Below are 26,249 nucleotides of genomic sequence, written 5' to 3' on the forward strand. Positions count from 1 at the left end.
ACAACGTTGGAACGCATTCATGGCAAGCGCTTGCTGTCGAGGTCGCTCGCCGGTGCCGTCCATCGAGGTCGATCCATCCGCCTGTCCGACGAGAGGGTCCGTCATGTCCCCGCAAGGTCCGAAGACTCCGCTGCGCACGGCCGTGGTCGGCGCCGGCGGGATCGCCCGCGGCAGCCACCTGCCCGCGCTGCGCACGCTCGCCGAGGAGGGCGGGACGGAGATCGTGGCCGCCGTCGACGTCGACGACGCGGCGGTGCGTTCCCTGGCCGAGGAGTTCGCGATCCCGTACGCGTCGACGGACCTCGACGCGATGCTCGCCGAGGTCCGCCCGGACCTGGTGGTGCTGTGCACCCCGCCGGCCGTGCACCGGGAGCAGTCCGTGGCCGCGCTGAAGGCCGGCGCGTGGGTGTGGTGCGAGAAGCCGCCGTGCCCCTCGCTGGCCGACTACGACGCCGTCGAGGCGGTCGAGGACGGTGCCGACAGCGCGCCGTACGCCTCGATCGTCTTCCAGCACCGCTTCGGCTCAGGCGCCGGGCATGTGCGCAGGCTGTTGCGCGAAGGCGCCTTCGGGCGGCCGCTCGTGGCGCACTGCCAGACCACCTGGTACCGGGACACCGCCTACTACGCGGTGCCCTGGCGCGGCCGGTGGGCCACCGAGGGCGGCGGCCCCGCCATGGGACACGGCATCCACCAGACCGACCTGCTGCTCGACCTGATGGGCCCCTGGTCCGAGGTGCGCGGCATGGCGGCGCGGCTCGTCCACGACGTGGAGACCGAGGACGTCTCCACCGCCCAGGTCCGCTTCGCCGACGGCGCCGTCGCCACGGTCGTCAACAGCGTGCTCAGCCCGGACGAGGTCAGCCGCATCCGCATCGACTGCGAGCGCGCGACCATCGAACTCACCCACCTGTACGGCTACGGCAACGCCGACTGGCGCATCACCCCCGCCCCCGGCGTCAGCGCCGAGGAGGCCGGCGCCTGGCGGGACTTCGGCACCGACGAGCCCAGCTCGCACCTGGCCCAGCTCCGGGCCCTGGTGGCCGACATCAAGGCCGGCCGGCGCCACCCGACCAGCGGCGAGGGCGGCCGCCGCACGCTCGAGTTCATCACCGCCCTGTACAAGTCCGCGTTCACCGACGCCACGGTCCGCGCAGGGGACATCGGCCCCGGCGACCCCTTCTACACCGCGCTGCACGGCGACGCCCCCGGCTGGGCGCCCGACACCACACAAGAAGCCCGCACGGACGACGCCCCCACGGAAGAGGCCCAGGCATGACGCTCGCACTCACGCACGCCCACGGCGACCGCATCACCGTGGTCCACGAGCCCACCGGCACCGAGCTGTTCGCCTACGTGTACCGACCGGAAGCCGCGTGGGAGGCCCCCAAGCCCTACCTCCACCCGATCCGCACCCTGTCCGGCGCCCTGGTCACCGACTACCGGCCCAACGACCACCGCTGGCACAAGGGCCTGCAGCTCACCGCCTCCCACCTCTCGGGCCAGAACCTGTGGGGCGGCAACACCTACGTCCACGGAGAGGGATACCTCCCGCTGCACGAGAAGATCGGCTCGATGGCGCACACCGGCTTCGACGAGGTCTCCGCCGACGGCGACCGCGCCGTGATCGCCGAACGCCTCACCTGGCACCCGTACGACGGAGAGCTGTGGGCCGACGAGGAGCGCCGCCTGGAGGTCTCCCACCTCGACGCCGACACCGGCTGCTGGTCGCTGACCTGGACCTCCGCCGTCACCAACCGCCGTACCGAACCGCTGCGCTTCGGCAGCCCCACCACCCACGGCCGCCCCGCCGCCGGGTACACCGGTCTGTTCTGGCGCGGTCCGCGGGCCTTCCGCGACGGGCGGGTCTTCACCGCCGAGGCGGACGGCGGCGACCCGATGGGCACGCAGGCGCCCTGGCTCGCGTACGTCGGTGAGCACGACGGCCGCGACGGGCACGCCACGCTGGTCTTCGAGCACGCGGCGGCCAACGACCACGCGGGGGAGAAGGGGACGCACCCGGCGCACTGGTTCGTGCGCAGCGACCCGTTCGCCGCCGTCGCTCCGTCCTGGGCGTTCCATGACGAGCTGGTCCTCGCACCCGGCGACACGCTCACCCGCTCCTACCGGGTCACCGTCGCCGACGGCGCCTGGGACCGCGAGCGGGTCGCCGCGCAGGTCGAGGGGACCGCGTGGTGAGCGCGGCCCACGACGGCTTCCCCGCGGCGGTCGGCGTCTCCCGGCTGCGCGTGTACGACTGGCCCACCGTCGAGGGCCTGCCCGGCGGCGGCACCCCGCACCTCCACCTCGCGTGCAGCGAGGGATACGTGGTCGTCGGCGGGCGCGGCCGGGTGCAGACCCTGACCCTGTCCGGGTACGAGGAGACACCCCTGGAGGCGGGCACCGTCGCCTGGTTCACGCCCGGCACGATCCACCGCCTCGTCAACGACGGGGAGCTGGAGATCGCGGTCGTGATGCAGAACAGCGGCCTGCCCGAGGCGGGCGACGCCGTGCTCACCCTCCCGCAGGACCTCCTCAGCGACCCCGACACCTACGCGGACGCCGTCCGCATCCCGGGCGACGTCCCCGAGGCCGAACAGGTGGAGGTCGCGCGGGCCCGCCGGGACCTGGCGACCCGCCGCTTCCTGGAGCTGCGCGCCGCCGCCGAACAGGGCGATCTCGCGCCCCTGGAGGCGTTCCAGCGGGCCGCCGCCGCACTGGTCCGCCCCCGCCTCGACGCCTTCGAGCAGCGCTGGCGCGAGGGCGCGCAGGCCGCCGCGTCGGCGACCGGATCCCAGCTGGCGGCGCTGCGCGAAGGGCGCACCGACCACCTGGCGCACGCCTCCGTCACGGCCACCGGGCCGACCGCACGCGGCCGGTTCGGCATGTGCGGCCGGCTCGACGTCTACCCCGGCATCTGAAGCACGCCCGCGAGGTGCGGGCCACAGCACGGCCCGCACCCGCTCTCCCCCTACCCCCACCCACCAGGAGGGCCTCCATGCCCGAGCCCCCGAGCCGCCGCCTGCCGCGCAGGGCCGTCCTCGCCACGGCCGCCGTCGCACTCAGCACCGCCTTGACCGGCACCCTCTCCGCCTGCTCCGGCGCGAGCGGCGGGACGTCGCACGGCGTCACGCTCACCTTCACCTGGTGGGGCAACGACGACCGGGCCGCCCGCACCGTCAAGGCCGTCCGGCTCTTCGAGAAGGAGCACCCCGGCGTCACCGTGCGCACGTCCTCCGGTGACTTCGGCGCCTACATGCAGAAGCTCGCCACCCAGGCCGCCGGCGGCGGCATCCCCGACGTCGCGCAGCTCGACTACCGGCAGATCTCCCAGTACGCGGGCGGCGACGCCCTGCTCCCGCTCGACAAGGCGGTCGGCGACGGCACGATCCGCACGTCCGCGATGGACAAGGAACTGGTGCGCACCGGTGTCTTCGACGGCACCCAGTACGCCATCCCGATGGGCCGCGGCATCACCGGCTACGCCTACGACTCCAAGGTGTACGAGAAGGCGGGTGTGCCCACGCCCGAAGCCGACTGGACCTGGGACGACTTCGCCGATGCCAACAAGAGGATCGCCGCGCTCGGCCTGAAGTCCCCGGACGGACGGCACGTCGCCGGATCCAACGACGGCGGCACGAACGAGGACGTCTTCGAGGACTGGCTGCGCAGCCGGGGCGGCAAGCTCTACGCGAGCCAGACCCGGCTCGGCTTCACCGAGGACGACCTCACCGCGTTCTGGACGTACTTCAACGACCAGCGCAAGCACGGTGCCGTCGCCGAGGCCGAGGACACCGTGCAGGCCGACAGCACCGAGTGGACGCCCATCGGACGCGGTCTCGCCGCCGCCGACTACACCTGGGACGCCACCTTCCCCGGCTATCCGGCGCTCCTCGGCGACCAGGTGCGGTTCGCGCCGGTGCCGACCACCGACGGCCGGGCCGGCACCTACTTCAAACCGTCGATGCTGCTCGGCGTCGGCGCGCACACCGCCCACCCGAAGGAGGCCACCGAGCTGGTCGACTTCCTCCTCAACGACAAGCGGGCGGGCGACATCCTCGGCTTCACCCGCTCCACCCCGCCCAACCGCACGATCGCCGCCCGCGTGGCCAAGACCCTCAAGGGCCCGGAGCTGGACATCTACCGATACGGACAGGCGATGGAGAAGTACGGGGTCGACGCGCCGCCCGCCGCTCCACCCCGCGGAGACGTCGCGATCCAGAACGCCTTCAACCGCAACTACCAGCGCGTGATGTACGACCGGGCCTCGCCGCGTGCGGCGGCCCGTGAGTTCATCGCCGAGGCGAACCGGGAGCTGAGGTCATGACAACGATGTCGACCGAGGTGCCCCAGCGCACCGACCGACCCGGGGCACCCCGCCCGAAGAGCGCCCGGCGGCGCCGCCGCGAACAGCAGTGGCCCGCCTACGTGTTCCTGTCGCCGTGGATGATCGGCGCCGTGGTGCTGACCCTGGTGCCGATGGCGGTCTCGCTCTACCTGTCCTTCACGGACTACAACCTCTTCGACCCGCCGCACTGGGTGGGCCTGCGCAACTACACCGAGATGCTCACCGAGGACCCCCGCTACTGGCGCTCGGTCGGCACCACCCTCCTGTACGTCGTGATCGCCGTCCCGCTCAAGCTGGGCCTCGCGCTCGGCGCGGCGATGCTCCTGAAGAACCTCGGCCGGGGCCGCGCCTTCTACCGCTCCGCCTTCTACGCGCCCTCACTGCTCGGCGCGAGCATGTCGATCGCCCTGGTGTGGCGCGCGCTCTACAACGACGGCGGCACGATCCCGAACCTGCTCGACGACATCGGCATCCACACCGGTGGCTGGGTCGGCAACCCCGACCTCGCCATGTACGTCGTGGTCGGCCTGACGGCCTGGCAGTTCGGCGCCCCGATGGTGATCTTCCTCGCGGGCCTGCAGCAGATATCGCCCGACCTCTACGAGGCCGCCGCCCTCGACGGCGCGGGCCGCTGGCGGCAGTTCGTCTCCGTCACCGTGCCGATGCTGTCCCCGGTCGTCTTCTTCAACCTGGTCCTGGAGATGATCCAGTCCTTCCAGGTGTTCACCCCGGCCTTCGTGGTCAGCAACGGCACCGGCCGGCCCGCCGACTCCACGAACTTCTACACCCTGTACCTGTACGAGCGCGGCTTCACCGCCTCCCACATGGGCTACGCGGCGGCGATGGCCTGGCTCCTGCTGATCGCCATCGGCGTCGTCACCCTGATCCTGTTCCGGACCTCCCGGTCCTGGGTCTTCTACGCGGACGAGGAGGGGCGATGAGTGTCATCGCGGCCAAGAACGGCACGGCCAGGAACCCGGGAGCCAGGCGCTGGCTGCCGCACGTGATCGCCCTCGTGTCCCTGCTGGTCATCCTCTACCCACTGGCCTGGCTGCTCGCGACGTCCCTGAAGCCCGCCGACGAGGTGGTGACCAGCCTCGACCTGTGGCCCAGCCACCTGGAGTGGTCCAACTACACCACCGCCCTGGACGGGGTGTCCGGCGTCAGCGTGACCCGGCTGCTCGGCAACTCCCTGACGATCGCCGTCGGCGCCGTCATCGGCAACGTCCTGTCCTGCTCGCTGGCCGCCTACGCGTTCGCCCGGCTGCGGTTCCGGATGCGCGGGCCGATGTTCGGCTTCATGGTCGCGACGCTGATGCTGCCCCACCACGTCGTGCTGATCCCGCAGTACATCATCTTCAACCGGCTCGGTCTGGTGGACACCTACTGGCCGCTGATCCTGCCGAAGTTCCTCGCCACCGAGGCGTTCTTCGTCTTCCTCATCGTGCAGTTCATGCGCGGACTGCCCCGCGAACTGGAGGAGTCGGCCCGCATCGACGGCTGCGGCCCGTTCCGCACCTACTGGGCCATCACCCTGCCGCTGAGCCGCCCGGCCCTGATCACCACGGCCATCTTCACCTTCATCTGGACGTGGAACGACTTCTTCACGCAGATGATCTATCTGTTCGCGCCGGAGAAGTTCACCATCACCCTGGCGCTGCGCAGCTTCGTCGACCAGTCGAGCACCTCCGCGTACGGGCCCATGTTCGCCATGTCGGTGATCTCGGTGCTGCCCATCGTGCTCTTCTTCTTCGTCTTCCAGCGCTATCTGGTGCAGGGCATGGCGACCTCCGGACTGAAGGGCTGAACCGGCATGGCAAAGACGGTCACCGCACCGCCGCGACAGCACCGGGAGCCCGGCGAGGTCTTCGGCGCCGGGTTCACGATGTTCGCCGACATGCTCCTGATGGGGCTGCTCACCACCCTCGCCTGTCTGCCGGTCGTCACCGCCCCGGCCGCGTTCGCCGCCGCCTCGGGCACGCTGCGGCAGGCCGCCGAGAGCGGGGCCCCGGCCGACCTCGGCGGGTTCGTCCGCCGGCTGCGCGCCCGTACGACCGTGCGCTCCCTCGCCGCCGGGCTGCTGCTGCCGCTCGTGGCCGTGGTGGTCCTCGTCGACGCGGCCCTGCTCCGCAGCGACCTGCCCGGAGCCGCCGTCGTGGCCCCCGCGCTCGTCCTGCTCACCCTCGGCGGCGCGGTCGTCGCCCTGCGCTCCACCGCCCTGCCCGAGAGTAGCCAACTCTCTCTGCGTACAGGCCTGTTGCGCACCCTCGACGACGCCCGGGGGAGTGCCCTGCTGCTCGCCGCGGTGGTCCTCGCCGGGCTGCTGATGTGGTCCACGCCGCTGCTGCTCCCGCTCCTGCCCGGCCCCCTGGCCTTCGCCGCGACCGCCGTCGACCTGCGCGGCCCCGGCACGGACGGCTGAAGCACCTTCCTGACGACCGCTTCCCGGGCCCGCCCGCCGCACGACCCCACCGGAGTTCCCCGATGCACCACACCCACCTCGACGTCGCCGGTCACCCGCGCCCGCAGCTCGTCCGCGACCCCGACTGGCGCGACCTGGGCGGACCGTGGGGGTTCGCCCACGACGACGCCGACCTCGGCCGCCGGGACCGCTGGATGGACCCCGACGTCACCGGTCCCTTCGCCGCCACCGTCACCGTGCCCTACCCGCCCGAGTCCCGGGCCTCCGGCATCCACGACACCGGCCCGCACCCGGTCGTCTGGTACCGCCGCACCGTCGACCTGAACCGGCCCGCGGCGGGCCGCCGCCTGCTGCTGCACTTCGGCGCCGTCGACCACCGGGCCGACGTCTGGGTCGACGGCCGGCACGTCGGCCACCACGAGGGCGGGCACACCGGCTTCACCTGCGACCTCACCGACGTCGTCGACGGCGACGGCCCGCACGTCGTCGTGGTGCGCGCCGAGGACCAGCCCCTGGACCCGACGCAGCCGCGCGGCAAGCAGGACTGGCGGCGCGACCCGCACGTCATCTGGTACCACCGCACCACCGGCATCTGGCAGCCGGTCTGGCTCGAGGAGGTGCCCGGCGAACACCTCACCCGGGTCCAGTGGACGCCCGACGTCGCCCACGCGCGCGTGCACTGCACGGTCCGCCTCAACCACTGGCCGGACGGCCCGCGCACGGTGACGGTACGGCTCGCGCACGGCGAGCGGATCCTCGCCGAGCAGCGGATCCGCACCGACCAGCAGGAGACGGTGTTCGAGATCACCGTCCCCGCCCTGCGTCACGGGCAGGACCTCGACGACCTGCTCTGGACGCCCGAGCACCCGCACCTCGTCGACGCCACGGTGACCCTCGCCGAGCCCGAGGGCGCGCCGCTCGACCAGGTCGCCTCCTACCTCGGACTGCGCGACATCGGCCGGCACGACGGCCTGTTCCTCCTGAATCACAAGCCGTACTTCCTGCGGTTCGCCCTGCAGCAGGGCTACTGGCCCGACACCCACCTGGCGGCCCCGGCCGAGGCGCTGCGCCGGGACGTCGAGATCGCCAAGGAGATCGGCCTCAACGGCCTGCGCGTCCACCAGAAGATCGAGGACCCGCGCTTCCTGTACTGGGCGGACCGGCTCGGTCTGCTGCTGTGGGAGGAGATGCCGTCCGCGTACGCCTTCGGGACCGCGACCGTCGAGCGCGTGACCCGCGAGTGGACCGAAGCGGTCACCCGCGACCTCGGCCATCCCTCGATCATGGCCTGGATCCCCGTCAACGAGTCCTGGTCCGTGCCGAACCCGGCCGACGTCCCGGCCCAGCGCCACTTCATGGACGCGCTCTACCACCTCACCAAGGCGCTCGACCCTTCCCGGCCCGCCGTCTCCAACGACGGCTGGGAGATCTCCCGGGCCGACATCTGGGGCGTGCACGACTACACCCAGGACGCCGCCACCCTGCGCCGCCGCTACGGACACGCGGCGCTGCGCCAAGGCGAGCTGCGCGAACAGTGGCCCGGCGCCAAACGCCTCACGCTCGACGGCGTCGAACACGACCAACAGCCCGTCGTGCTGAGCGAGTTCGGCGGCGCCACCTTCGAACCGGCCGCGGGGGAGGAGTGGTTCGGCTACGACACGGTCGCCACCGGCGAGGACTTCGCCGACCGGCTGACCGGCCTCGTCTCCGCCGCCGTCGACTCCGGCCTCGCCGGCTTCTGCTACACCCAGTTCACGGACACCCTCCAGGAGACGAACGGCCTGCTCACCGCGGAGCGCGAGCCCAAGATCCCGGTCGCCGAACTGCGCGCCGTCCTCACCCGCGCCTGGTTGGCGTCCGGCTGAGCGCCACCGCGGTCCGGACTCCCCGGATCCCCGGAAATCACTTCCGTCCCATGCGTTGACGTACGTACCGGCAGGCGTCGACCATGGGGCGGCCCCCTGCTGACAACGTTGTCTTGCGTGAGAGGACCACCCGTGCCGCCCCTGAACACCCCGATCGACCGCAGGCGCCTTCTCCAACTGCTCGGCCTCACGGGCGCGGCTGCCGTCCTGCCGGCCACGTTCGGCCCGGCGAGCGCTCACGCGGCGACCGGCACCACGGCCGCGCCGGACGACATCGCCGCCGTGTACCACCGGGTCCTGCTCCAGCACACCCGGTGGTCGGAGACCCAGTGGGACGAGGCCAAGGGCCACTACACGGCGAAGGACTTCGGGTTCGCCGTCGTCCTCGGCAACGCCCTGCTGCTCACCCACGGCGACTACGACGCCGACCTCGCCGGGATCGGCCGCGACGAGCTCGCCCGCCGCACCCTGGCCACCCTGCGCCACTTCGCCGCCTCGAACCGGCTCACCGGCGGCACCGAATGGGGCCGCACCCTCTTCTTCGACACCACCTTCCAGCTCTACTTCGTCCTCGCCGCCCGGCTCCTCTGGGACGACCTCGACGCCGACACCCGCGCGAACGTCGACAAGATCACCCGCGAACAGGCCGCCTACACGCAGAAGTTGGGCACCGGCAACGACCCGGCCTCCGGCTCCTGGACGCCCAACGGACTCGACGGCGGCCACGTCGGCGACACCAAGCTGGAGGAGATGGGGGTGTACGCCCAGTCCCTCGCCCCCGCCCTGGCCTGGGCGTCCGACGATCCGCGCGCCGCCGACTGGTCGGACACGTACGGCCGTTGGTCCCGCAACGAGACGGGGCTGCCGCCCGCCGACCTCGCCAACCCCGCGCTGGTCGACGGGGTACCGGTCGCGCGCAACACCGCCCGCAACCTCTACGACACGTTCATCGTCGAGAACCACGGCTCCTTCGGCCCCCACTACCAGGAAGAGCTGTGGCGCACCTCGGGCCGCAACGCCGCCCACTTCCTGACCGCCGGCCGCCCGCTGCCCGAGGTGCTCACGCACCAGCCCAGCGGCCCCGCCCTGTGGCGGACCCTGCTCGGCGTCATGAGCGACGCGGGCGAACCGCTGATGCCGATGGTCAACGACCGCGAGCACCTCTACGGCCGGGACGTGATCCCCCTGGCGTTCCTGTCGCAGGTCCTCGGCGACCGTGCCGCGGCGCGCGCGGAGCAGGAGCTCGCGGAACGCCTTGAGGCGTACCAGAAGTACCCGCCCGAGTACCGCCTGGCGAAGTTCTCCGGCGAGCCCAAGTACGAGCCCGAGGCGCGCGCCGAGATCGCCATCAGCTATCTGCTGCACGTGTGGGCGGCGGGCGAGAAGCGCACGGTGACCCCCTTCTCGCGCGCGGAACTGTTCGCGCACGTCGCGGGCGTGACCGACTTCGGCAGCGGCCCCGGACTCGTCTCCCACCAGTCGCCCGCGGCCTGGGCGGGCGCCGTCTCCAAGGCGGGCTTCGTGAAGTTCGCCTGGCAGCCGGCCCACGACGACTGGCTGTTCAGGATCAGCGGCTCCACTCCCATGTTCCTGCCCGCCACCACCGGCAAGGTCGGCGGACGCGCGGTACGCGTGTACGAGAAGGTGCGCGACGGCTTCGACGGCAGCGCGACCGTGCTCCGACTGGACGGCGGGCACGCCGGGTTCACCACCCTGCCCACCGGCTCGGTCGTCTACGCGAGCAGCGGAACGGCGGCGGGGGAGGGCCACTTGGAGCTCCACAACCTCACCCTGCCCGGCATCGCGGGCCTCGACGGCGACCGCACCTACCGCTTCGAGGAGGGGAAGGTCTCGGTCGCCGCGGCGGACGCGTCCCCGGCGGCGAGCGCCGACGGCCGGGTCGACCGGCTGACGTTCCCGAAGGCCACCGTCCGCCACCTGCGGATGCTGGGCGTCCGCCCCGACCCGTCGTACGGATACTCCCTGTACGCCTTCGAGGCCCGCGCCGGTGCCGACACCGCGGATCTGGCCCGGGGCGGGACGGCGACGGCCTCCTCCGCCGACGCGGGCAAGGCGGCGGGTCTGGCCGTGGACGGCGACCCGGCGACCCGCTGGGCGGTGTCGAAGGCCGAACGGCCCCGCGCCGACAGCTGGTTGGCCGTCGATCTCGGCTCGGCCCAGCAGGTCGCCGAGGTCACCCTGCGCTGGGAGGCCGCCGCGGGCCGCGCCTACCGCGTCCAGGGCTCGGCCGACGGCTCGGAGTGGCAGGACCTCGCCGCGTGGCCGACCCCCGACGCGAGCAGCCGGGGCCGCTGGCTGGACGTGGACGGCCGGGCCGGACTCGTCGTGCGCGGCACGGACCGGCCGCTGTCGGTCTACGGCGACACGATCGTGCTGGCCGACGGCCCCGCGGCGCCGCTCGTCGTCGAGGGTTTCGCCGAGAAGTCCGCGACACAGCTGCGGGCGTTCGCCCGCGAGACCGGGCCGACGGCGGAGCACGAGGCCGTGCGCGCGGCCCTGACCGACGGGCACCTCAGCCTCTTCAATCTCTCCGCCGACCCCGTCACGACCTCGGTCGCCGTCCCGCAGTCCCGGCGCCGCGTCGCGGTCTTCGAGGGCGCGCAGACGGTGACCGGCGACGGCACGCGCTTCGAGGCCCGCCTCGACGCGGCCGACGCTCGGCTGCTCCCGCCCCGCTTCACCCTCACCCCGGACCGGGGCGGCGCGCTTGCGTCGGGGCTGCGCGTCGAGGTGGACAACGGGGCCCGGCTGCGCCTGTCCGGCGCCGACACCCGCGTACGGATCGAAGGACAGGGGCACAGCACCACCGTCACGGTCCACGCCCGCCGGGAGACGGCCGTCGACCTGCGCGGGGCCGCCGCCTACCCGCACCAGGACCGGGCCCTGGGGCGCCAGGTCTTCCCCAACAGTCCGTTGCCCGAGGGGATGTCGGACCCGTCCGCGGTGGTCGACGGCGACGCCGGCACGTCCTGGCGGCCCGGGCGCGACGGCCGGCTGGTCGTGGACCTCGGAGCCGTCCTGCGGATCGGCACCGTGGAGGCGCAGTGGACGGGCGGCGGCGCACCGGCCGGCCGCGTGCAGTTCAGCGACGACGGCATCGAGTACCGGGACGCGGGCCGGATCTCCGGACGCGGCCCCGTGCGACGGCTGTCGGCCACGGGCTCCGCGCGCTATGTCGCCTTCCAGGTGGAGGGGGAGCCGTCCGCGCGGATCCGGCTGGTCCGCCTCTCGGTGAGGTGAGGTCCTGACGCACAGCGGGGGCGCCGTTCGCGGCGCCCCCGCTGTGGCCTGGGGAGACGTCTTTCCGCCCCCGGACAGTCGCAGTGTTTAGGTTAGGCTAACCTTTGCCGCGTGCATGGAGCTGAAGAGACCACCGGCGCGGCCCCGCGCCGCCATGGCCACGAACTGTCGGCAACCGACGTCACCGTGGCCTACGAGGGCGTCGACGTCGTCCACGGCGCCGCCATGACCTTGCGGCCCGGCGAGGTGACGGTCCTGGTGGGGCCGAACGGCAGCGGCAAGTCGACGCTGCTGCGCACCCTCGCGCGGCTGCAGCGTCCCCGGGCGGCGACGCTCGTGCTCGACGGCGAGACCGACGGCCTCGCGCTGAGCCCCCGCGACTTCTCCCGCCACGTCGCCCTGCTCACCCAGGGGCGGCCCACGCCCGGCGGTCTGACGGTCCGTGACGTCGTCGAGTTCGGCCGCTACCCCTACCGCGGAAGGTGGGGCAAAGCGGACCCCGGCGGCCGGGAGGCGGTCGACCGCGCCCTCGCGCTGACCGGCGCCGCCGAACTCGCCGACCGCGGGGCCGAACACCTCTCCGGCGGCCAGCTCCAGCGCGTCTGGCTCGCCGGCTGCCTCGCCCAGGAGACCGGCGTCCTTCTGCTGGACGAACCCACGACCTATCTCGACCTGCGCTACCAGGTCGAACTCCTCGATCTCATGCGGGACCTGGCGGACCGTCACGGCATCGCCGTCGGCGCCGTCCTGCACGACCTCGACCAGGCCGCAGCCGTGGCCGACCGGATCCTGCTGCTCGACGCGGGCCGGATCGTCGCGTCCGGCGCCCCCGAGGACGTCCTCACCGGCGACCGGCTCACCACCACGTACGGCATCCGCATCGAGGTCGACACCGACCCCCTCACCGGCCGGCTGCGCACCCGCGCCATCGGCCGTCACCACGAACGAACCGAAAGGGTGCGCACCACCTCATGAGACGACCCCTGATCGCCGCGGCCGCCGCCACCGTCGCGGCCCTCACCCTGGCCGCCTGCGGCACCACCGAGCCCGCCGCCGACGCCGACGCGAAGCAGAGCGCCGAGCCCATCACCCTGACCGACGCCTCGGGCGCCAAGGTGAAGCTCGACGGCCCCGCGAAGACGGTCGTCGGCACCGAGTGGAACGTCGTCGAGAGCCTGATATCCCTCGGCGTCGACCCGGCCGGCGTCGCCGACGTCAAGGGCTACAAGACGTGGGACAAGGCCGCGCCGCTCACCAACGACGCCAAGGACATCGGCACCCGCGGCGAGCCCAGCATGGACACCGTCGCCGCCATCAAGCCCGATCTCGTCGTCGCCACGACCGACCTGCCCGCGGCCGCCGTCAAGCAGCTGCGCAAGATCGCCCCGGTGCTCACCGTCAACTCCGCCGACGCCTCCGACCCGATCGGGCAGATGACGGAGAACCTCGACCTGATCGCCGAGGCCACCGGCACCACCACGAAGTCCACCGAGCTGAAGAAGGACTTCGAGGCGAAGCTCGCCGACGGCAAGAAGAAGCTCGCCGACGCCGGTCTGTCCGGCGCCGACTTCGCCTTCGCCGACGGCTACGTCGCCTCCAACCAGGTCTCCGTGCGCCCCTACACCAGCGGTTCGCTGATCGGCGGCGTCAACGAGAAGCTCGGCCTGAAGAACGCCTGGACCGTCAAGGGCGACAAGAGCTACGGCCTCGGCTCCACCGACGTCGAAGGCCTCACCAAGCTCCCCGCCGACGTGCACTTCGCCTACATCGGCAACGACGACGACAAGAACGCCACCCCGTTCGACGGCGTCCTGGCGAAGGACAAGATCTGGACCTCGCTGCCCTTCGTCAAGAAGGACGCCGTGCACCGGCTGCCCGACGGAGTCTGGATGTTCGGCGGGACCGCGTCGATGAGCCGGTACGTCGACTCCGTCGTCGAGGCGCTGACCAAGTAACGCCATGGCCGTCACCACCACCGCTCCCGCCACCCGTCCCACGGTGGCCGCATCCCGTACGGGCGCGGCCGCGGTGACGGCCGCAATGCTCGTCCTCCTCGCCGTCCTCGCGGTCGTCGACATCACCCAGGGCACCGCCGCCGTCGGCGCCCCCGAGGTGTGGAAGGCGCTCACCGGCCGGGCCGGCGACGGCGACGCGTCCGTCGTCGTCGCCTCCCGGCTGCCGAGGATGTGCGCCGGACTGCTCGTCGGCGCCCTCCTCGGCGCGGCCGGAGACGCCCTCCAGCGCATCAGCCGCAACGCCATCGCCTCCCCGGACACCCTGGCCGTCAACGCCGGGTCCTACCTCGCCCTCGGCGTCGCCGCCGCCACCGGCGTCTCGCTGCCGCTGCTCGCGTCGTCCGGCATCGCGTTCGTCGGCGGCCTCGCGGCGGCCGCCGTCGTCCTCGGCCTGTCGGGACTGGGCGCCGGCACCGTCCGGCTCATCCTCGCGGGCAGCGCCCTCACGCTCGGCCTGAGCGCCGTCACCCAGGCGCTGATCCTGCTCTTCCCCGAACAGACCGAGGGCCTGTACGCCTGGAACCAGGGCAGCATCGCGCAGAACGGCTTCGACGGCGTCGTGCAGATGGCGCCCGTCGGCCTCGTCGGTCTGGTCGGACTGCTGCTGCTCGCCCGCCGCGTCGACGCCCTCGCGCTCGGCGACGACGCGGCGCGCGGGGTCGGCGTCCCCGTCCGCTCCACCCGGATCGGCGCCGTCGTGCTGTCCGCGCTGCTCTCCACGGCCGCCGTCACCCTCGCGGGACCCGTCGGCTTCGTCGGCCTGTGTGCACCCGCGCTGGTGCGCCTGCTCACCCGCAGGTTCCACGCGTTCACCAGGTTCCGGGCCGCGCTGCCGTTCACCGGACTCGTCGGCGCGGCCCTCGTGCTCGGCTCCGACGTGCTGCTGCGTGCCCTCGTGTCGGCGGACACCGCCGTGGCCGTGCCCACCGGCGTCGTCACCAGCCTCGTCGGCGCGGTCTTCCTCGTCGTCCTGGCCGCGCGGGTACGGGACGCGGGCGGCTCGGCCCCCGCCGACCGGCTGCGGCTGCGCAGCCGGACCGTCGTCGTCGCCACCACGGCCGCCCTGGTCGTCGCCCTGGTCGGCGTGAGCATCGCCGGCGTCCTGCTCGGCGACAGCAAGCTGCTGCTCGGCGACGTCGTCAACTGGGCCCAGGGCAACGCCGGCCGGACCGTCTCCTTCGTCCTGGAGACCCGGGTGCCCCGCGTCCTCGCCGCGCTGCTCGCCGGGACGGCCCTCGCGCTCGCCGGCACCATCGTGCAGGCCGTCACCCGCAACCCCCTGGCCGAACCAGGGGTCCTCGGCGTGACGAACGGCGCGGCGCTGGGCGCCGTGGTCGTCGTCACCTCGGTGTCGACGGCCGGCACCTGGGCCGTCGCGGGCGGCGCCTTCGCGGGCGCCGCGTTCAGCGCCTGCGTCGTCTTCGGGCTCGCGGCGCGGGGCGGATTCCAGCAGAACCGCCTCGTCCTCGTCGGCTTCGGTGTCGCGACCGGGGCCGCGGCCCTGACGAGCCTGCTCATCATCCTCACCGACCCGTTCAACGCCACCAAGGCGCTGACCTGGCTCTCCGGTTCGACGTACGGACGCACCTACACCGACTCGCTGCCGCTCGCGCTCGTCCTCGCCGTGGGCATCGCCGTCGCGGTGGGCCGGCGCACCGAACTCGACCTGGTCTCCCTCGACGAGGACACCCCGCGCCTGCTGGGCCTCGGTCTCAGCCGCGCCCGTCTCGGCTTCCTCGTCCTTGCCGTCCTGCTCAGCGCCACAGCCGTGGCCGCCGCCGGCACCATCGGCTTCGTCGGCCTGGTCGCCCCGCACGCGGCCCGCGCCCTGGTCGGCCGCCGCCACGTCCGGGTCCTCCCGGTCGCCCTGCTCCTCGGCGCCCTCCTCGTCTGCACGGCGGACCTGGTGGGCCGCACCGTGATCGCCCCGGCCCAGCTGGGCGCGGGTCTCATGACGGCCGTGATCGGTACGCCGTACTTCATGTACCTGCTGGCGCGGGGACGCGGCGCGAAGTAGTCCCGGTGCGCAGGTTCCGTCCGGGACCTGCGCACCGTCGATGGCCTGGACCGCTGAGAATTTCCTGACGATTTGTCCTCACTCTTGTGTGACCCACGTCACGTTACCGAAGGTATCTGAAACACGGTGTCGCAGGTAAATTGCCGTTCACACGCAGAAGTGGAATCACGCGTCCCCTGCCTCTCCCGGGGCACCGCGAGCGAGAGTGAGGAACCTCCGCGATGGAGCAGCAGCACGTCGACGTCCTGGTCATCGGCGCCGGAATATCCGGCATCAGTGCGGCCCGACACGTCCTGCGTGACAATCCCGGCGCCTCCCTCGTCGTGCTGGAGCGCCGCGCCCGCGTCGGCGGTACCTGGGACCTCTTCCGGTACCCCGGCATCCGCTCCGACTCCGACATGTCCACCTTCGGATTCGGCTTCCGCCCCTGGCGCGAGGCACGCATCCTCGCCGACGGCGCCAAGATCCGCCAGTACGTGGAGGACGCCGCGGCCGACGACGGAGTGCTGGAACGCATCCGCTTCGGCCGCCGGGCCGTCGCCGCCGACTTCTCGCACGCGACCGGCCGCTGGACCGTGGAGGTCGAGGACGAGGGCACCGGCGAGCGCGAGTCGTACAGCGCGGGCTACCTCGTCGGGGCGACCGGCTACTACGACTACGACACCCCCTACCGCCCGCAGTTCCCCGGCGAGGCGGACTTCCGGGGCACCCTGGTCCACCCGCAGCACTGGCCCGAGGACCTCGACCACACCGGCAAGCGCGTCGTCGTCATCGGGTCCGGCGCCACCGCCATCACCCTGCTGCCCGCCATGGCCGACGACGCCGCGCACGTCACCATGCTCCAGCGCTCGCCCACGTACGTCCTGGCCCTGCCCGAGGTCGACCCGCTCACCTCCGTCCTGCAGAAGCTGCGGGCCCCCGCCCGGCTCACGTACAAGACGGTCCGCGCCCGCAACATCGCGCTCCAGCGCGGGAGTTACGCCTTCTGCCGCAAGTTCCCGCGCCTCGCCCGCAAGGTGCTCCTCGGGCTGGTGCGGGCCCAGGCCGGCAAGAACGTCGACATGCGGCACTTCAGCCCGGACTACAAGCCCTGGGACCAGCGCCTGTGCGTCGTCCCCGGCGGCGACCTGTTCAAGACGCTCAAGAGCGGCAAGGCCTCCATCGCCACCGACCACATCGACACCTTCACCGCCGACGGCATCCGCCTCAAGTCCGGCGAGGAGCTGAAGGCCGACATCGTCGTCACCGCCACAGGGCTGAGCGTCCGCCTCATGGGCGGCATGGACCTCACCGTCGACGGCAGCCCGGTGGACGTCAAGAACCGCGTGCTCTACAAGGCCGTGCTGCTCGAGGGCGTCCCCAACATGTCCCTCGTCATCGGCTACACCAACGCCTCCTGGACCCTGAAGGCCGACCTGGCGGCCGCGTACACCGCCCGCCTGCTCACCCACATGCGGCGCCACGGGCACGACATCGCCACCCCGGTCGCCGCCGACGGCGACCGCTCCGAGTTCTCCGTCATGGGGGAGGCCCTGACCTCCGGGTACATCGCCCGGGCCAACGAGGTCATGCCGCGCCAGGGCACCCGCGACCCGTGGCGGCTGTGGAACAACTACTACCGCGACCGCGCCCTGCTCCAGGACGCCCCCATCGACGACAGCCCCCTGCGCTTCGACAAGGCGGGCGCCGCGGCCGACGCCCAGGAGCCGGCCGAAGCCGCCTGAGCGTCCGCCCCGCAGCAGCACACCAGCCCCGTACCACCGCATCACCGCACCGGCCCGCGCACCCGCCTCCCCCCTCCGGCGGCCGAGCAGACAACCGAGGACGAAGATGACTGCGAATCTGACCAGGAAGCTCTACGACGAGCGCCTGCGGACCCTGTCCGAGGGCTCCGTGAACGTCAACTTCAACGCCTTCATCGACATCAAGTGGGACGATCCCGAGTTCGCCGTGGACATCGACGACCCGCGCTGGGTGCTCACCAGCGCGGACGCCCTCGGCGCCCACCCCTGGTACCAGGAGCAGTCGCTCGAGACGCAGATCCGCATCGGCATCTGGCGCTGGGCCGTGATCGCCAAGGTGGGCATGCAGTTCGAGAACCTCCTGATGCGCGGAGCACTGGACTACGTCTACCAACTGGGCAACCAGGACCAGGAGTTCCGGTATCTCACGCACGAGATCACCGAGGAGACCCACCACACCCAGATGTTCCAGGAACTGGTCAACCGCACCGGCGTGGACACCGCCGGCGGAAAGCGCTGGTTCCGTCAGGTCAGCCGGGTCCTGCCGCTGTTCGGCTCGATCTACCCGGAGGCGTTCTTCACCGGCATCCTGGCCGGCGAGGAGCCCATCGACCACCTGCAGAAGGGCGCGCTGCGCAGCGGGGAGCCGGTCCACCCCCTCCCGCAGCGGATCATGCAGATCCACATCGCCGAAGAGGCCCGGCACATCTCCTTCGCCCACGAGTTCCTGCGCCTGCGGGTCCCGCGGTTCGGCAAGACCCGCCGCGGCGCCCTGTCGGTCCTCTTCCCGCTGATCATGCGGATCCTGTGCGATGTCATCATGATCCCCGACCGGAAGTCCGCCGCGCAGGTCGGCATCCCGGCCTGGGTGGTCAAGGACGTCTTCTGGAAGTCCGAGGCCGGGCAGAAGATGCTCCACGACCTCTTCTCCGACGTCCGCATGCTCGCCGAGGACATCGGCCTGATGAACAAGGTGTCCCGCCCGGTGTGGAGGGCGCTGCGCATCGCCGGCCGCCCGGCGCGCTTCCGCGGCGAGCCCGCCCTGCACACCGACTGAGAGCCCGCAGGCTCCGCACCGCCCTTTCCCCGAACGGAGACCAGCCCGCCGTGCCGTACGTCGTCACCCGATCCTGCTGCGCCGACGCCTCCTGCGTGCTGGCCTGCCCGGTCAACTGCATCCACCCCGCACCGGGGGACCCCGACTTCGCCACGGCCGAGATGCTGTACGTCGATCCGCGCACCTGCGTGGACTGCGGCGCCTGCACGACGGCCTGCCCGGTCGACGCGCTCAAGCCGCACACCGCGCTCGGTGAGGCGGAGCTGCCGTTCCTGGAACTGAACACCAACTACTACAAGGAGAATCCGCACGCCGACCGCACGCCCATGTACGTCGTGCCCAAGCAACGCAGCCTCCCGGCGGGGGAGTTGTCCGTCGCCGTCGTCGGCGCCGGGCCCGCCGGTCTCTTCGCCGCCGACGAACTGCTGCGCCACCCGGGCGTGCGCGTCACCGTCCACGACCGGCTCCCGACGCCGTACGGCCTCGCACGGGCCGGTGTCGCCCCGGACCACCAGGACACCAAGCAGGTCACCGAGCTGTTCCGGACGATCGAGTCCCAGCCGGGCTTCACCTACCGCCTCGGTGTCGAGGTCGGCACCACCCTCACCCACGCCGACCTCCTGCGCGAGCACCACGCGGTGATCTACGCGGTCGGTGCCGCGACCGACAAGCGGCTCGGCGTCGACGGCGAGGACCTGCCGGGCAGCGCCTCGGCCACGGACTTCGTCGCCTGGTACAACGGCCACCCCGACCGCGCCCACGACGACTACCCCCTGGACACCGAACGCGCCGTCGTCGTCGGCAACGGCAACGTCGCGCTCGACATCGCCCGGATCCTCACCGCCGACCCCGAGGCCCTGGCCCGCACCGACATCTCCGACCGCGCGCTCGCCGCGCTCCGCGCCAGCAAGGTCCGCGAGGTCGTCCTCCTGGGCCGACGCGGACCCGCCCAGGCCGCGTTCACCGTCCCCGAACTCATCGCGCTCAGCGCCCTCAAGGACGTGGACGTGCGCGTCGAGGGCTGGCCCGACGGCCTGGAGCACGACGCCGACGAGAAGACCCGGCTGCTGGCCCAACTGGCCGCCCGCACCCCGGTCGAGGGCCGCCGCCGCATCGTGCTGCGCTTCCTGACCAGCCCGGTCCGGCTCACGGGCGGGGACCGCGTGCGCGCCCTGGAGGTCGCCGCCACCGCGCTGCACACCGACGAGGACGGCACCGTCCGCGCCCGCCCCACCGCAGACACGCAGACCCTGGAGACCGGCCTCGTCCTGCGCGCCGTCGGGTACCGCGCCCGGCCCGTCCCCGGCCTGCCCTTCGACGAGGACAGCGCGACCGTTCCGCACGAGGGCGGCCGGGTCGAGCCCGGTGTCTATGTCGCGGGGTGGATCAAGCGCGGGCCGACCGGTTTCATCGGCACGAACAAGACCTGCGCCCAGGAGACCGTCGAGTCGCTGCTCGACGACTTCGCCGCGGGGCACCTCACGCGCTCGGCGCACGGCGTCGGCACGGTGACGCGGGCTCCGGGCCTGGACGCGTGGCGCGCGATCGACCGCGCGGAGCGGGCGGCGGGCGAGGCCCAGGGGCGCCCCCGGGTCAAGTTCACGGACACCGAATCCCTGCACCGGGCCGCGCAGGCGACCGCGGCGGTACGCGCCTGACGGTCGGCACCGGTCAGTGCGCCGGAGCCCCCTCCAGATCGGACACGCGCTGCTGCGGCGACAGCTCCACGCCCAGGTCCCGCAGCGTCGCGTCCAGCACCGCCCAGACCGAACGGCACAGCATCGCGCGCAACTCCTCCTCGGACACCTCGCGTTCGGTGTCGCCCGCCCACTGGTTGACCGCGGTGTCCACGAACCCCACGATGCCCACCGCGACCGAACGGATCGACGCCTCGCGCACGCCGAGCGCCTTGAGCACGTCCCCGAACCGCTCGCTCAGCATCAGCGCGATGGCCGTCTTGGTGTCCGCCACCAGGGATCCGTCCCCCATGGCGTGCTCCCCGACGCCCATGTAGGCGTACAGCCGCGGGTGCTGCGCCACCCAGTCCAGATGGGCGCCCACCACGCGCTCCACGGACTCCTCGATCGTCCCGTCGAAGGTGAGGGTCGGCTCCATCCGCCGCATGAAGGACTCCACCACCCGCCGACGGATCAACTCGTCCAGCGTGGCCCGGTCCTTGAAGTGCCGGTAGAGCACCGAGCGCGAAAGCCCCACCCGCTCCGCGAGGCGCTGCACACGGAAGCGCGCGCCCTCCTCCTCGATGAGGGCGACCGCCGCGTCCACCAGCTCGCCCTGACGCTGCGCCTTGTGCTCGTCCCACCGGGTGGAGCGCCCGTCGATCTGCGGCTCGCCGCCGGTTCTGTCCGCCATCCCGTCAGGATATCGGGACAGATGTGCGGACGGCCGAGGTCCCGGAGAGAGACCTCGGCCGTCCGCGTCGTCGCGGCTGTGTCAGCCGTTGTGGGCGCCGTTGCCCGAGAGCACCGGGATGCCGTGGAGGATGTGCGAGGCCGGCTCGTCGCCCTTGGCCTGCGTGGAGCCGTCGGCGCACTGCTGGTTCTGCGGGGCGGACAGGACGGGGATGTCCTGAGCGGCGACGGGCACGAGGATCCCGACGAGCGACCCGGCGTTGGCCTTGGCGGGCAGGCCGACACAGAGCTTGTTCAGCGACCCCTGGACCGCGCCGACCTGCGGGCTCTGCGCGCCGTCCGTGGTCGAGTTGCCGACCTCCGACTGCGAGGCGTTGCCGCTGGCCGAGGTGGTGCCCTGGTCGTCCCCGATAGCGAGGGCCTGACCGGCGGTGGCGGCGGAGATGCCGACAACGGAGGTGGCGAGGGCGGCCGAGGCCATGACCTTCTTCAGCATGGTGTTTTTCCTTGGTCAGAGATGGGTCACTGCGCGTGGACCAACGGGAAGCCGGCCCCGCAGGTTGCGCTGATCCACTCCATCGACCCATCTTGCGTAACCCCGGGACGCCGGGCGCCACGATCTTGCGGCCGGACCCCTTTCGAACATGACCCGGCCACGAGATATCTTGATGTCGAGCAATATTGAGCAGACTGAGAAAAACTGCCGATGACATGGAAGACGTGGAGCGGAGCACCCGGTGACTGACTCGACCATCATTTACACGCACACAGACGAGGCCCCGGCCCTCGCGACGTATTCCTTCCTGCCGGTCATCGAGGCCTACGCGTCCACCGCGGGTGTGGGCGTCGAGACCCGTGACATCTCGCTGGCCGGCCGCATCATCGCCGCGTTCCCGGAGCACCTGAACGAGGACCAGCGGATCGCGGACGCCCTCGCCGAGCTGGGCGAGCTGGCCAAGACCCCGCAGGCCAACATCATCAAGCTGCCGAACATCTCGGCGTCCATTCCGCAGCTCAAGGCCGCCGTCGCCGAGCTCCAGGAGCAGGGCTACGCGCTCCCCGCGTACCCGGACGAGCCGAAGACCGACGAGGAGCGCGAGATCCGCGCCCGCTACGACAAGATCAAGGGTTCCGCCGTGAACCCGGTCCTGCGTGAGGGCAACTCGGACCGCCGCGCCCCGGCCTCGGTGAAGAACTACGCCAAGGCCCACCCGCACCGCATGGGCGCCTGGACCGCGGAGTCCAAGACCAACGTCGCCACCATGGGTGAGAACGACTTCCGCTCGACGGAGAAGTCCACCACCATCGCCGCCGACGGCGCCCTGCGCATCGAGCTGGTCGGTGACAACGGCACCACCACCGTGCTGCGCGAGTCCGTACCGGTCCTCGCCGGTGAGGTCGTCGACGCCTCCGTGCTGCGCGTCGCCGCCCTGCGCGAGTTCCTGACCGCCCAGGTCGCCCGCGCCAAGGAGGAGGGCGTCCTCTTCTCCGCGCACCTCAAGGCCACCATGATGAAGGTCTCCGACCCGATCATCTTCGGTCACGTCGTGCGCGCCTTCTTCCCGGAGACCTTCGCCCGCTTCGGCGGCGATCTGGCCGCCGCCGGCCTGACCCCGAACGACGGTCTGGGCGGCATCTACAAGGGCCTGGAGTCGCTGGCGAACGGCGCCGACATCAAGGCGTCCTTCGAGGCCGAGCTCGCCGCCGGCCCGGAGCTGGCCATGGTCGACTCCGACCGCGGCATCACCAACCTGCACGTGCCCTCCGACGTCATCATCGACGCCTCGATGCCCGCCATGATCCGCACCTCGGGCCACATGTGGGACAAGGACGGCAACGAGGCGGACACCCTCGCCGTCATCCCGGACTCCTCCTACGCCGGTGTGTACCAGGCCGTCATCGAGGACTGCCGCGCCCACGGCGCCTACGACCCGTCGACCATGGGCTCCGTCCCGAACGTCGGCCTCATGGCGCAGAAGGCCGAGGAGTACGGCTCCCACGACAAGACCTTCGAGATCCCGACCACCGGCACGGTCCGCCTGGTCGACACCGACGGCGACGTCGTGCTGGAGCAGACGGTCTCCGAGGGCGACATCTTCCGCGCCTGCCAGACCAAGGACGCCCCGATCAAGGACTGGGTCAAGCTCGCCGTCACGCGCGCCCGCGCCACCGGTGACCCGGCCGTCTTCTGGCTGGACGAGGGCCGCGCCCACGACGCCCAGCTGATCAAGAAGGTCGAGGCGTACCTGCCGGAGTTCGACACCGAGGGCCTGGACATCCGGATCCTCAACCCGGAGGACGCCACCAAGCTGTCGGTGGAGCGCATCCGCGAGGGCCTGAACACCATCTCGGTGACCGGCAACGTGCTGCGTGACTACCTGACCGACCTCTTCCCCATCCTGGAGCTGGGCACCAGCGCCAAGATGCTGTCGGTCGTCCCGCTGATGAACGGCGGCGGCCTCTTCGAGACGGGCGCCGGCGGCTCCGCCCCGAAGCACGTCCAGCAGCTGGTCAAGGAGAACTACCTGCGCTGGGACTCGCTCGGTGAGTTCCTGGCCCTGGCGGTCTCCTTCGAGCACCTCGCCACCACCACGGACAACGCCCGTGCGAAGGTGCTCGGCGAGACCCTCGACCGCGCCACCGGCACCTTCCTCAACGAGGACAAGTCGCCGACCCGTCGCCTCGGCGGCATCGACAACCGCGGCAGCCACTTCTACGTCGCCCTGTACTGGGCCCAGGAGCTGGCCAAGCAGACCGACGACGCCGAGCTCGCCAAGGCGTTCGCGCCGCTCGCCGAGACCCTCGCGGCCAACGAGTCGAAGATCGTCGACGAGCTGATCGCCGTCCAGGGCTCCCCGGCCGACATCGGCGGCTACTTCCAGCCCGACCCGGCCAAGGCCGACAAGGTCATGCGCCCGTCGCAGACCCTGAACCAGGCGCTCGCCACCCTCGCCTGATCCACGGCACGACCCCACTGCCCCGTCCGGCTCCGCGCCGGGCGGGGCAGTGCGCTGTTCACGCTGCGCGGAAGCCGCCGCAATTGATGCTGTTCACCCGCGCTGACCTGGGTACGCTGCCTCGATGAGCACTCTGGATGACGCGCGCTCGGGCATGGACCCGGCGATCCGACCGCAGGACGACCTCTTCGGCCATGTCAACGGCCACTGGCTGGCGACCGAGCCGATCCCCGACGACCGCTCCAGCTGGGGCCCCTTCGTGCAGCTCGTGGACGTCGCCGAGCAGCAGGTCAAGGACATCATCCAGGAGATCGCCGCGGGCGGCCCCACCAGCCTCGACCCGGACGAGGCCCGCAAGATCGCAGAGCTGTACGCGTCTTTCATGGACGAGGAGGCCGTCGAGGCGCGTGGCCTCGACCCGGTCCGCCCGCTCCTGGACGAGGCCGCGGCGCTGACCGACGTGAGCCAGCTGGCCGGCTTCATCGGCCGCTTCGAGCGCAAGGGCGGCTCCGGCCTGTTCGGGGCGTACATCGACTCCGACGACCGTGACTCGGACCGATACCTCTACAACATCCTCCAGGGCGGCCTCGGCCTGCCCGACGAGTCGTACTACCGCGACGAGAAGTTCGCCGAGACCCGCGAGAAGTACGAGGCGTACCTCACCGAACTGTTCCGGCTGGGCGAGCACACCGATCCGGCCGCCGCCGCGCGCACCGTCCTCGCCCTGGAGACCCGGCTCGCCGAGGGCCACTGGGAGCGGGCCGAGACGCGGGACGTGCAGAAGACGTACAACCTGACGACGTTCGACGAGCTGACCGCGCTCGCCCCGGCCTTCGACTGGCGTGCCTACGTCGACGCGCTCGGCGGCAGCGACGACACCCTGGCCCAGTCCTGCGTACGCCAGCCGTCCTACCTCGCGCACCTGTCGACCGTGCTCAGCGAGACGCCCGTCGAGCAGTGGCGCGACTGGCTGCTCGCGCGGGTGCTGCGCACCAGCGCCCCCTACCTGTCCTCCGCGTTCGTCGAGAACAACTTCGAGTTCTACGGGCGCACCCTCAACGGCACCCCGGAGCTGCGGGCCCGCTGGAAGCGCGCCGTGCAGTTCGTCGAGGGCGCCATGGGCGAGGCCGTCGGCAAGGAGTACGTCGCCCGGCACTTCCCGCCGGCGTCCAAGGCCCTCATGGACGACCTGGTCGCCAACCTCCTGGAGGCCTACCGGCAGTCCATCGGCGCGCTCGACTGGATGACCGACGAGACCAAGGAGCGGGCCTACGAGAAGCTCGCCACCTTCCGGCCGAAGATCGGCTACCCGGACTCCTTCCGCGACTACTCCGCGCTGGGCGTCGTCGAGGGCGACCTGGTGGCCAGCGCCTACGCGGCCGACGCCTTCGAGCACGACCGGCAGCTGGCGAAGATCGGCGCGCCGGTCGACCGCGACGAGTGGTTCATGCTGCCGCAGACGGTGAACGCGTACTACAACCCGGGCACCAACGAGATCTGCTTCCCCGCCGGCATCCTGCAGAAGCCGTTCTTCTCGCCGGATGCTGACCCGGCCGAGAACTACGGCGGGATCGGCGCCGTCATCGGCCACGAGATCGGCCACGGCTTCGACGACCAGGGCGCGCAGTACGACGGCCAGGGCAATCTCAACGACTGGTGGACCGCCGACGACAAGGCCGCCTTCGAGACCAAGTCCAAGGCGCTCATCACCCAGTACGACGGCTTCGAGCCGCGCAACCTGCCGGGCGAGCGGGTCAACGGATCGCTCACCGTCGGCGAGAACATCGGCGACCTCGGCGGCCTGACCATCGGGCACACCGCCTACCTGATCTCGCTCGAGGGCGCCGACGTGCCGGTCGACGAGGAGGGGATCAGCGGCTCGCAGCGGCTGTTCCTCAACTGGGCCTACTGCTGGCGCACCAAGCGGCGCAAGGAGCAGGAGCAGCAGTACCTGACCATCGACCCGCACTCGCCGCCGGAGTTCCGCGCGAACATCGTGCGCAACCTCGACGAGTTCCACCAGGCGTTCGAGACGGAGGCCGGGGACGGGCTGTGGCTCGATCCGGCCGATCGGGTGCGGATCTGGTGACCTGAGGTCGTGTGCGGCGGGGCCGGGAGGTCGATGCCTCCCGGCCCCGTCCTGGAAGCGCCGCACCATGTCCTCGCGCCGCGCGACCGGGGTGCCGCCGTGCAGGAACT

19 protein-coding genes are annotated in these 26,249 nt (G+C 71.9%); 17 read left to right on the forward strand and 2 right to left on the reverse strand.

Annotated features, from left to right (window positions below; translation table 11 throughout):
- Positions 1 to 103 precede the first annotated feature (103 nt).
- The 15 genes from ABZ930_RS20780 to ABZ930_RS20850 all read left to right on the forward strand — a co-directional run bounded on the left by ABZ930_RS20780 (position 104) and on the right by ABZ930_RS20850 (position 20,382).
- Entirely contained in the window at positions 104 to 1,276 is a 1,173-nt protein-coding gene (locus ABZ930_RS20780; protein ID WP_361549737.1) for a Gfo/Idh/MocA family oxidoreductase, read from the forward strand.
- Complete coding sequence (locus ABZ930_RS20785) at positions 1,273 to 2,196, forward strand: PmoA family protein (RefSeq protein WP_361549739.1); 924 nt, start codon at positions 1,273 to 1,275, stop codon at positions 2,194 to 2,196. The genes ABZ930_RS20780 and ABZ930_RS20785 overlap by 4 nt, the downstream gene beginning before the upstream one ends.
- Entirely contained in the window at positions 2,190 to 2,918 is a 729-nt protein-coding gene (locus ABZ930_RS20790; RefSeq protein WP_361549741.1) for a cupin domain-containing protein, read from the forward strand. Before ABZ930_RS20785 ends, ABZ930_RS20790 begins: the two co-directional genes overlap by 7 nt.
- A 77-nt stretch (positions 2,919 to 2,995) precedes the next feature.
- Positions 2,996 to 4,324, forward strand: a complete 1,329-nt coding sequence (locus tag ABZ930_RS20795) for an ABC transporter substrate-binding protein (RefSeq protein ID WP_361549743.1) — start codon at positions 2,996 to 2,998, stop codon at positions 4,322 to 4,324.
- Positions 4,321 to 5,286, forward strand: a complete 966-nt coding sequence (locus tag ABZ930_RS20800; RefSeq protein WP_361549745.1) for a sugar ABC transporter permease — start codon at positions 4,321 to 4,323, stop codon at positions 5,284 to 5,286. Before ABZ930_RS20795 ends, ABZ930_RS20800 begins: the two co-directional genes overlap by 4 nt.
- Positions 5,193 to 6,152, forward strand: a complete 960-nt coding sequence (locus tag ABZ930_RS20805; protein WP_361549776.1) for a carbohydrate ABC transporter permease — start codon at positions 5,193 to 5,195, stop codon at positions 6,150 to 6,152. Before ABZ930_RS20800 ends, ABZ930_RS20805 begins: the two co-directional genes overlap by 94 nt.
- Before the next feature lie 6 nt (positions 6,153 to 6,158).
- Positions 6,159 to 6,767: a hypothetical protein gene (locus tag ABZ930_RS20810; protein ID WP_361549747.1), complete on the forward strand. Its 609-nt coding sequence runs from the start codon at positions 6,159 to 6,161 to the stop codon at positions 6,765 to 6,767.
- A gap of 62 nt (positions 6,768 to 6,829) precedes the next feature.
- A complete protein-coding gene (locus ABZ930_RS20815; RefSeq protein ID WP_361549748.1) occupies positions 6,830 to 8,632 on the forward strand; it encodes a sugar-binding domain-containing protein in 1,803 nt (600 codons plus the stop codon).
- Positions 8,633 to 8,764: 132 nt separating this feature from the next.
- A complete protein-coding gene (locus ABZ930_RS20820) occupies positions 8,765 to 11,893 on the forward strand; it encodes a discoidin domain-containing protein (RefSeq protein WP_361549750.1) in 3,129 nt (1,042 codons plus the stop codon).
- Positions 11,894 to 12,079: 186 nt separating this feature from the next.
- Complete coding sequence (locus tag ABZ930_RS20825; RefSeq protein WP_361549778.1) at positions 12,080 to 12,868, forward strand: ABC transporter ATP-binding protein; 789 nt, start codon at positions 12,080 to 12,082, stop codon at positions 12,866 to 12,868.
- Entirely contained in the window at positions 12,865 to 13,848 is a 984-nt protein-coding gene (locus ABZ930_RS20830) for an iron-siderophore ABC transporter substrate-binding protein (RefSeq protein ID WP_361549752.1), read from the forward strand. Before ABZ930_RS20825 ends, ABZ930_RS20830 begins: the two co-directional genes overlap by 4 nt.
- Positions 13,849 to 13,852: 4 nt before the next feature.
- Positions 13,853 to 15,925, forward strand: a complete 2,073-nt coding sequence (locus ABZ930_RS20835) for an iron ABC transporter permease (protein WP_361549754.1) — start codon at positions 13,853 to 13,855, stop codon at positions 15,923 to 15,925.
- Between the two features lie 221 nt (positions 15,926 to 16,146).
- Complete coding sequence (locus ABZ930_RS20840; RefSeq protein WP_361549756.1) at positions 16,147 to 17,649, forward strand: NAD(P)/FAD-dependent oxidoreductase; 1,503 nt, start codon at positions 16,147 to 16,149, stop codon at positions 17,647 to 17,649.
- 106 nt (positions 17,650 to 17,755) lie between these two features.
- A complete protein-coding gene (locus ABZ930_RS20845) occupies positions 17,756 to 18,724 on the forward strand; it encodes a diiron oxygenase (protein WP_361549758.1) in 969 nt (322 codons plus the stop codon).
- Positions 18,725 to 18,774: 50 nt separating this feature from the next.
- Positions 18,775 to 20,382 (forward strand): FAD-dependent oxidoreductase, encoded by a 1,608-nt coding sequence (locus ABZ930_RS20850; protein WP_361549760.1) that lies wholly within the window; start codon positions 18,775 to 18,777, stop codon positions 20,380 to 20,382.
- Between the two features lie 13 nt (positions 20,383 to 20,395).
- Here ABZ930_RS20850 and ABZ930_RS20855 read toward each other — a convergent pair whose 3' ends face one another.
- On the reverse strand, positions 20,396 to 21,094 hold the full coding sequence (locus ABZ930_RS20855; RefSeq protein WP_361549762.1) for a TetR/AcrR family transcriptional regulator: 699 nt from the start codon (positions 21,092 to 21,094) through the stop codon (positions 20,396 to 20,398).
- 81 nt (positions 21,095 to 21,175) lie between these two features.
- A complete protein-coding gene (locus ABZ930_RS20860; RefSeq protein WP_361549764.1) occupies positions 21,176 to 21,589 on the reverse strand; it encodes a rodlin in 414 nt (137 codons plus the stop codon).
- Positions 21,590 to 21,830: 241 nt separating this feature from the next.
- On the opposite strand from ABZ930_RS20860, the gene ABZ930_RS20865 reads away from it, so the two are divergent.
- Together ABZ930_RS20865 and ABZ930_RS20870 are read left to right on the forward strand one after the other, a co-directional pair.
- A complete protein-coding gene (locus ABZ930_RS20865) occupies positions 21,831 to 24,050 on the forward strand; it encodes an NADP-dependent isocitrate dehydrogenase (protein WP_361549766.1) in 2,220 nt (739 codons plus the stop codon).
- Positions 24,051 to 24,174: 124 nt separating this feature from the next.
- The gene (locus ABZ930_RS20870) at positions 24,175 to 26,139 is read left to right on the forward strand and encodes a M13-type metalloendopeptidase (RefSeq protein ID WP_361549768.1); all 1,965 of its coding nucleotides are present in this window, start codon (positions 24,175 to 24,177) and stop codon (positions 26,137 to 26,139) included.
- The last annotated feature ends 110 nt before the right edge of the window (positions 26,140 to 26,249 follow it).

This window comes from Streptomyces sp. NPDC046716 (assembly GCF_040645755.1).
Taxonomy (GTDB): domain Bacteria; phylum Actinomycetota; class Actinomycetes; order Streptomycetales; family Streptomycetaceae; genus Streptomyces.